Below are 7,427 nucleotides of genomic sequence, written 5' to 3'. Positions count from 1 at the left end.
CTTCTTCAGCGCCTCGAGTTCTCCCGCTGGCCAAACCCTGTTGCACACAGCATGTCATCCAACTCCGGCAACGGACGACCAATGTAATATCCCTGCGCGTACGCCACGCCCAGCTCCTGCAGTTTATCCAGAGTGGCTGCATCTTCTACGAATTCGGCAATGGTTTGCATACCAAACGCGTTAACCATATTGGTCAGGCTTTCAACGAACACCTGGTTGTCGGGATTATTACTCAGATCAAGAATGTAAGAGCCATCAAGCTTAACGTAGCTGAGTGGTAGCTTTTTGAGATAACTGAAGGAGGAGAATCCGACACCGAAATCGTCTAACGCTACCAACACGCCGGCGTCGCTGATTTGTTGGAGGTTGTTCAGAACCATCTGGAAGTTTTCGATGTAGGCGGTCTCAGTTAGCTCAATGACAACGTAGCGGGTTTCAACGCCATGTGTTTTGAGTGTCCCCAAAAGCGTTTTCGGGAAATCCGCGGACTGCAGGGTAGGGGCTGAAATGTTAATTGAGAGGGTGTAGTCGGCGCCGTTTTGGTGATCCGTTGCGAGTTTCTCTATGGCATTGTCCAGTACCCATTCATCAACCAACCGGATGAGCCCCATGCGTTCTGCGGCGGGAATGAAATCACTCGGATACACAGCATTCCCGGCGCTATCTTTCAGCCTTAGAAGCACCTCGTAATGACTGACCGTTGCTTCTTCAATAGCATAGATTGGCTGATAGTTTAGTTGGAATAGGTCGGTTCGTTTCAATGCGAGCTTGAGTAGGGATGTCAGGTCGTGGTCGCGCCTGAGATTAGCCAGATCGTTGTTATCCGGATCAAAAATCTGCCATTGTCCGTTTCCTTTTTTCTTGGCTTGATACATGGCCATGTCGGCATGGACGATCAAGTCCTGTTCGGTGGTGCCGTGGTCGTTGACCAAAGCAGCGCCAATGCTAACGTTGTACTCAATAGTGCGGTCTTCGTTATCAATCACCACCTGGCCGTTCAGGTTATGGGACAGCTTCTCCAGAAAACTTTCGAGCTGAACGGTATCAATTTTTGGCAAGATGACGGTGAATTCGTCGCCGGCCAAACGGCTAATAGAGTCGCTCGCTCGAACGGTATTTCCAAGAGTTTCTGCGATTTGAATGAGGACCGTGTCTCCTATGGTGTGGCCGTATAGGTCGTTAATCTGTTTAAATCGGTTCACGTCTATAAAAATGACGGCGCCGCTTCGCTGAGTATCCAGTAGATTTTGCAGATCGTGCTGGAAACACCTCCGGTTGCCGATACCCGTCAATGGGTCATTGTTAGCCAGCCATTCCAATGCTTCCTCGTCTCGTTTTCGTTGGGTCAGATCGATGCCGATGGCCAGAACAGTGTCTCGGCCTTTTTCGTCTTCAACTATCGAGCAAGTCCAATCGAAATAGATGACGACACCTTGGTCATTCATGAACTCAGTATCAAACTGGATGACGTCGCAGTCGCCTGCCGCAAGATGCATCAGTTTTCTCTGATAGTCTTCTGCACTACGTAAGTTCATGAATAGGTCTGAAAACCCTTTGACGGGGCGTTTGAATTCCTTATCAAACCGGCTGTTGGTTGTAATCAGATTTCCGCCAGGTGTTAAGGTTGCTATAAATAGGTGAGAGCTGTCGATGAGTCGTTCGAGAAAGGCTCGTGATCTGGAGAGCATAGCAACTTGCCCCTCAAGGGAGCGGCTCTTTACTTCTACTTCGATATGTAAGGTTTCAAGTTGACGGATAACATATCGGGTGCTGCTTTCCAGTTGGGATACTTCATCACGAAAGCGAATAGGGCGTTTTTCAACTTTATCTAACGCGGCACGATATTGGTGTTTTGGTAAAAGCGTGAGAGCCTCGACGACAGCTGTGAGCCGACGCAATGGCGTGAGCATTACAAATAGAAGGATCATTTCAGAAATAAACAGTGCCATCAGCCCAATGACCACCGTTGATGTCAGTGTATTGAGAAGTCTTTGATACTGTTCGGTTTCATCACTGATGGCCAATAAAACGGGAGTATCGCCGTAAGCCCAGTATTCTTCGAGATCGAGTGAATGGAACACAAGCGTAGTATTTTCGTAATCTAGCGCATCGCCCTCTGGGACTAGCTCGAACGGTTTCATCTCTTGGATTTTACGGAGCTGATCAAGGGATGTTTGGAAACTGCTCGCTGCCCAGAGACGAAGACTCCAGTTATTTAACAAACGCTCTCCCGCCCCAGAAGTATTGGTTTTTGGGGGCAAAAGAACGGCGAGGTCCTGACCGGAAATTTGGTGGAAACGCAAAATGATATCGGCAATGTTCTGCCCGGTGACCATAAGCGCTTCTTTACCGTTGTCCAATACCAGCGGTTCAACCACGAATTGCGAACACCCGGTATAGCAGAACAAAAAAGAATCCGGGTTGTTTTCATGGTTGGCATTCATGGCGGTTGTGATGGCCTCTTCTAAAGCACCCGGGTCTTCAAACAGTGTCTTGTTATAGGTATGTGAAACGAGGGCGCCGTTTGTGCTGTATAGGCCAATAAAATCGATCCCGGTGTTGATGTTCAGTTGAATCCATTCTTTCTGAAGGAAGTTCTGTAGCTGATCTGGGCTACCGGTGAATGTAGTTTGCTGAATTTCAGGCATTTCAGATATCAGCTGAGATAGTTGGGAAAGTCTCAGAAAATTATCGTCTAAAAGCTGAGTCAACAATTGTTGTTGTTTGACGTGGCTTTCTTCAACCTTGCTATCGTAATTTTGGAGGGTTTTGTAAATATGCTGGGAAACCCAGGCCCCGGTAATTAATACGAAGACAAGGCTTAGAAAAATAACGGCTTTCCATTTGACACTTAGAAACATGAGCGCGCGTCCTGCGGATCAGAATTGATAGCTCAATGACAGTACATAATAGTTCCAATATTTCTGAAGTTGTTTTTCCTCGATGCCCCTGTAGCTGGGCAACCAAGCTGTGCCTTCATTAAAGCTCGCCTGACCGGTGATTGACCAGTTATCTGCAAACATCCAGCGACCGCCTACCGTCCAGCCTTTTCCGTAGTCTCGATGAGGGTTGTAGTTGATCTCACTTCCGTTTGTACCCAGATCGAGTTCTTCATAGCGTGCTAACCACGTTGTGTTTGGAGTGGACAGCCATTCCACTTGGAAATAGTACCCATGGCTTTTTTGCCGGTTATTGGCAGGCATACCTGCGAACTCACCCATGAACTTCGCGTTGAGATGCAAATATTCTGAGGTGAAAATCCAGTTCTTGTAGTTGTATTGGGCAGAGAACGTTGCGTAGAGCGCTTCAATTTTAGCGCCAGTCACGTAGAGGTGAGGGTTGGTAAGTGCATCCCCGGGAGGCGCCGTCATCAAAGCCATCTGTGCCTCGGCAACGGACTGAGTGTTCTCTAGCTCAATTTCTGTATCAACCAAGCTGATGCCCAAGCGAAGATCATTATTCAGTATGTCTGGCACAAAGTTTACATTGAGTAGATAGATAGGAGCGTCATCTGCCTCGCCCTTACGAACGGGGTAGCCGAAGGCGAAGTATTCGAAATCCTCACTTTTTACGTCTTTGCGTCCGGCCGTTAGTTCCCATGTAAGTTGATTGTTGTCCAGTAACGCAGTTCCGTATAGATTGATTCCGTCGGTGGACAGGAGCGAATCCCGGAATGCATCAAAATAGATGGAGTCTGGAACGTTATAGCCTGGTCGTGCAGAAGGGATGTCACGAATCGAATTGTAAAAGCCGATCGTATTTTTGACACGGCCCGCTCGCAGACCGAAAGATGAAGAATGGTCACTCCAGACAAGATAGTCGGCGAGTAGGAAGTCCACGCGAACATCACCATCATCGGACTCATCTCGTTGCCGGCTGAGGATCTGGCCGGCTAGTCGGAAATCGGGTGTTAGTTCGGAGTAACCATTCAGTCCGATTTCGCGAAATTTCACCGAGCCGTTATCTGCATCGGTTCCGGCGTAGGGGTTGTCCGGGCTATAAACGGCAGCTTGGCTAAGAAAACCATGTATTTGAGTGGTGTTGTTCAGTTCAATGGCGTTGGCTTGTGGGCTAATGAGCAATGCGAGCACAAGCAGCTCTTTTGTGTGTATTCTCATTTTTGTTTCTCTCCCAGCACTCTCACGTCTTTGACCGGGTATGCTGCCGACACGTAACCGATTGCACCTGGCGTGTTTAGAATCCTTAAATACATATCGTTTTCTGAGTTCACCACCGTTGGGGGCTTGCCAGTGCCGGTAAACAGCATTCGGTTCCAGATGCGGTCTAATTGGTGTGCTTGAGTATTCAAGTGACTGACGACGAAATCACGGTGAAGTTTGCTGGAACTCGGAAAAACAAAAACGTGAATGGGCGTGCCATTCGGCCATTTCCGCACTTGCATGGCAAATATCTGATTTAGATAGGCAGTGTCGAGATTTTGGGTCTGAATTCCTTGGTGGATTAAAAGTTTAGTTTCTCCAAACGCACTCATGCTTGTGAAGAAGCCGAGACATGCAGCCAATACACAAGCAGAGAGTATTTGGAACCGTTTAAAAGGTGTTGGCATTATTAATAGCTTCACTTTTATGCGCGGTTGTCACGTCTGTAAGGCCTTGCGCACCGCAACGGGTGTAATCGGAATTTCTCGTAGCCTCACACCAATAGCCGAGTGGATTGCGTTGGCGATAGCGGGGCCGATGACCGTTGTCGCTGGTTCGCCCAATCCCACAGGAGTTTCGGTGCTTTCTACAAACTCCAGTTCCATATCGGGCACGTCTCCTATACGCATCGGCGTATAGGTGTCGAGGTTTCTTGCGGCAGGCTCACCTTTGTCAAATCGTGTGCCTTCATGGAGCGCCATGCTCGCCCCCCAAAGGGCCGCCCCTTCTACTTGCGCACGGGCGCCATCGGGGTGAACAACGGTGCCGGCGTCTGTCACCAGAGTCAGTTTTTCAAGCTTCACGTGGCCGGTTTCCGGATCTACATGCACTTTTGCGACACAGGCCGTCCAAGTGGGCATGTTTCGCTCCTGGCCGTAAGACGTCGCAACACCCAGGCCGGTGTTTTCGGGGAGGTCTTGTCCCCAGTTAGAAAGTTCCCGAACACGTCTCAGGACGTTTGCTTGTCGCGATGCCCCGCCAACCGAATTAGGGGCTTCGCCCGCATTCTTGCCTTCTGCTTTAAGTAGTTCGAGCCGGAAATCGATAGGGTCTTTTCCAACGTGACGAGCTGTTTCGTCCATGAAGGATTCCAACGCAAAGTTGATCCAACCGGAACCTACGGACCGAAGCCAGCCAGGACGAAAGGTGGCGTTTGCCAGGTCGTTTGAAATGGCCCGAACACGATGTGGCCCTACCGAATACCAGTGCGCAGCACCCTGAATTGAGAACGGGTCATAGGGCTCGTCGTTCGCTCCCTTCGGCATGAAGAACGGCGCCATGACTTCGGTTGGCCAGCCGGCTGTGGCATGGTGCTCCATACCTGCGGGATTGCCATTTGAGTCAAATGCCATGCGCATACGCTGATAAGAGGCTGACCGGGGTGAGTCAAAGCGAGTGTCATCTTCACGGGTAAACACCAGTTTTACCGGCTTGCCCAGTTTTTTCGAGGCGAGGGCTGCAGGCACGGCGTAGTCACCGTTCAGGCGACGGCCAAAACCGCCACCCAGCATGTAGGTGCGCATGACTACATTTTCCTCCTTCACTCCGAGCGCTTTAGCGAGTACTGGGATGATTAAGGATTGCCACTGATTGCCTGTGTGAACTTCCCACACGCCGTCTTTTTCATAGGCCAGTGCATTCACCGGTTCCATTTGGAAGTGAAGAACTGTGTGTGTGATGTAGTCCTGCTCAAATATGTCAGCTGCTTTGTTGAAGGCTTCGTTGACACCATCGTCCGGGAACATGATGGAGCCTTTATTTGGGGACTCGATCAATTTCACCCCGTGGTCGAGGATGGTTTGTTCGCTGATATCTGCCGTATCCCCGGCGGCCCAATCCACCTGAACCTTTGCGGCTGCTTTATTGGCGGCATGGAAGGAGTCGGCAATAACGATAGCCCATCCGGGCACGGTATCTGTGGGATCGTCCAGTACGATGGTCTGCTGATACCCTTTAACGGACTTTGCTTCGCTGTCATCAATGCTGTTGATGGTTGCGCCGTAACGGGTGGGCGGAATAAGCGGGCGGCCATAAACCATGCCTTCCACCTTCGCGTCCAAGCCATAGCGGCTGGCGCCGTCGGTCTTGTCGGGTATATCCAATGCTTGGGATTCACGGCCTATCAGGCGACGTTGACTCGCCGGTTTGACGGGCATTTGTTTGAGTTCATCTGCGGTATAGGTCCGGCTCAGGTTACCGCGACTGACAATGTCCCCGTAACTTATGGATTGATTGCCGGCTACGATTTGACTATTACGAGCCTCGCACTGATCAGGGCTGACCCCAAGCAAACGAGCGCCTTCCTCGATGAGGGCCGTTCGTCCGGCAGCGCCGGCCTGACTTAAAGGCGTAAAGTTTTCCCAGACAGACCAGCTACCGCCTGTCACCATCAGGCCCCATTTTGGATCGCTGTCCACATGGTTGAGCTCTACCATGGCCCAGTCAGCTTCCAGTTCGTCAGCCACGATGCGGGCGAGAGCCGTGCCAACGTGCTGGCCCATTTCCGCCTCGGTGATGTTCACTATAATGCGGCCGTCAGGGTGGATGTGGTACCAGATGGTGGGCTCAAAGGTTCCTTCTTTAACCACGTCTTCGGGTTGGGCAAAGCTTAGGCCAGAACGAAAAAAGGCGAGGGTGAAGCCTGCACCGGCGGCGCCAATCAGAAATCCGCGGCGGCTGACGCGCAAGCCTTCGTCGGTATTTCGTGTGCTGGCTGTGGTAGCGGTGTCGGGCTGGTTGAGATAACGGTAGAACTTACTCATTGGCTGCCGCTCCTGTTTCTTGTGCCTTGTTGCCGCTGGCCCCCTTCATTTCCTCCGCCGCCAACTTGATCGCCTTGCGGATACGTACGTAGGCCATGCATCGGCATAGATTTCCGCCCATGGCGTGGTTGATCTGTTCGTCGCTAGGGTCGGGGAAGTCCTTCAACATGGCGGCTGCCTGCATAATCTGTCCACTCTGACAGTAACCGCATTGTGGCGTCTGTGATTCAACCCACGCTTTTTGCAACGGGTGGTTTCCGTCCGGGTGTAGGCCTTCAATGGTGGTGATAGAGGCGCCAGACACCGTTTCTACCGGAGTGATGCAGGATCGAATGGCGCGTCCGTTGACCAATACGGTACAAGCCCCGCACATGCCAATGCCGCATCCGTATTTTGTGCCGGTAAGATCAAGGTCGTCCCGTAGGGCCCAGAGCAGGGGGGTATCGCTCTCAATATCAACGGTAACCGCCCGACCGTTGAGTTCGAATTCTGTTGCCATCTTGCT

The 7,427-nt window shown here is 51.1% G+C and carries 5 protein-coding genes; all 5 read right to left on the bottom strand.

Going from position 1 to position 7,427, the window contains the following annotated elements; all coding sequences use genetic code 11:
* Positions 1 to 5: 5 nt before the first annotated feature.
* The 5 genes from VOI14_RS05810 to VOI14_RS05790 are packed head-to-tail and all read right to left on the bottom strand — an operon-like array spanning position 6 to position 7,421.
* Positions 6 to 2,861, bottom strand: coding sequence for an EAL domain-containing protein (locus VOI14_RS05810; protein WP_323751090.1), 2,856 nt, complete (start codon positions 2,859 to 2,861; stop codon positions 6 to 8).
* An 18-nt stretch (positions 2,862 to 2,879) separates the two neighbouring features.
* Positions 2,880 to 4,118: a hypothetical protein gene (locus VOI14_RS05805; RefSeq protein ID WP_323751089.1), complete on the bottom strand. Its 1,239-nt coding sequence runs from the start codon at positions 4,116 to 4,118 to the stop codon at positions 2,880 to 2,882.
* Positions 4,115 to 4,567, bottom strand: a complete 453-nt coding sequence (locus VOI14_RS05800) for a substrate-binding domain-containing protein (protein ID WP_323751088.1) — start codon at positions 4,565 to 4,567, stop codon at positions 4,115 to 4,117. Before VOI14_RS05800 ends, VOI14_RS05805 begins: the two co-directional genes overlap by 4 nt.
* Positions 4,568 to 4,597: 30 nt before the next feature.
* Positions 4,598 to 6,922 carry a xanthine dehydrogenase family protein molybdopterin-binding subunit gene (locus VOI14_RS05795; RefSeq protein WP_323751087.1) on the bottom strand — a complete coding sequence of 775 codons (2,325 nt, stop codon included), beginning with the start codon at positions 6,920 to 6,922 and terminating at the stop codon, positions 4,598 to 4,600.
* Entirely contained in the window at positions 6,915 to 7,421 is a 507-nt protein-coding gene (locus VOI14_RS05790; RefSeq protein WP_323751086.1) for a (2Fe-2S)-binding protein, read from the bottom strand. Before VOI14_RS05790 ends, VOI14_RS05795 begins: the two co-directional genes overlap by 8 nt.
* Positions 7,422 to 7,427: the final 6 nt, after the last annotated feature.

The sequence above is a fragment of the Marinobacter sp. genome, assembly GCF_034669625.1.
GTDB lineage: Bacteria > Pseudomonadota > Gammaproteobacteria > Pseudomonadales > Oleiphilaceae > Marinobacter.
This window is presented reverse-complemented; position numbering and strand designations above follow the sequence as displayed.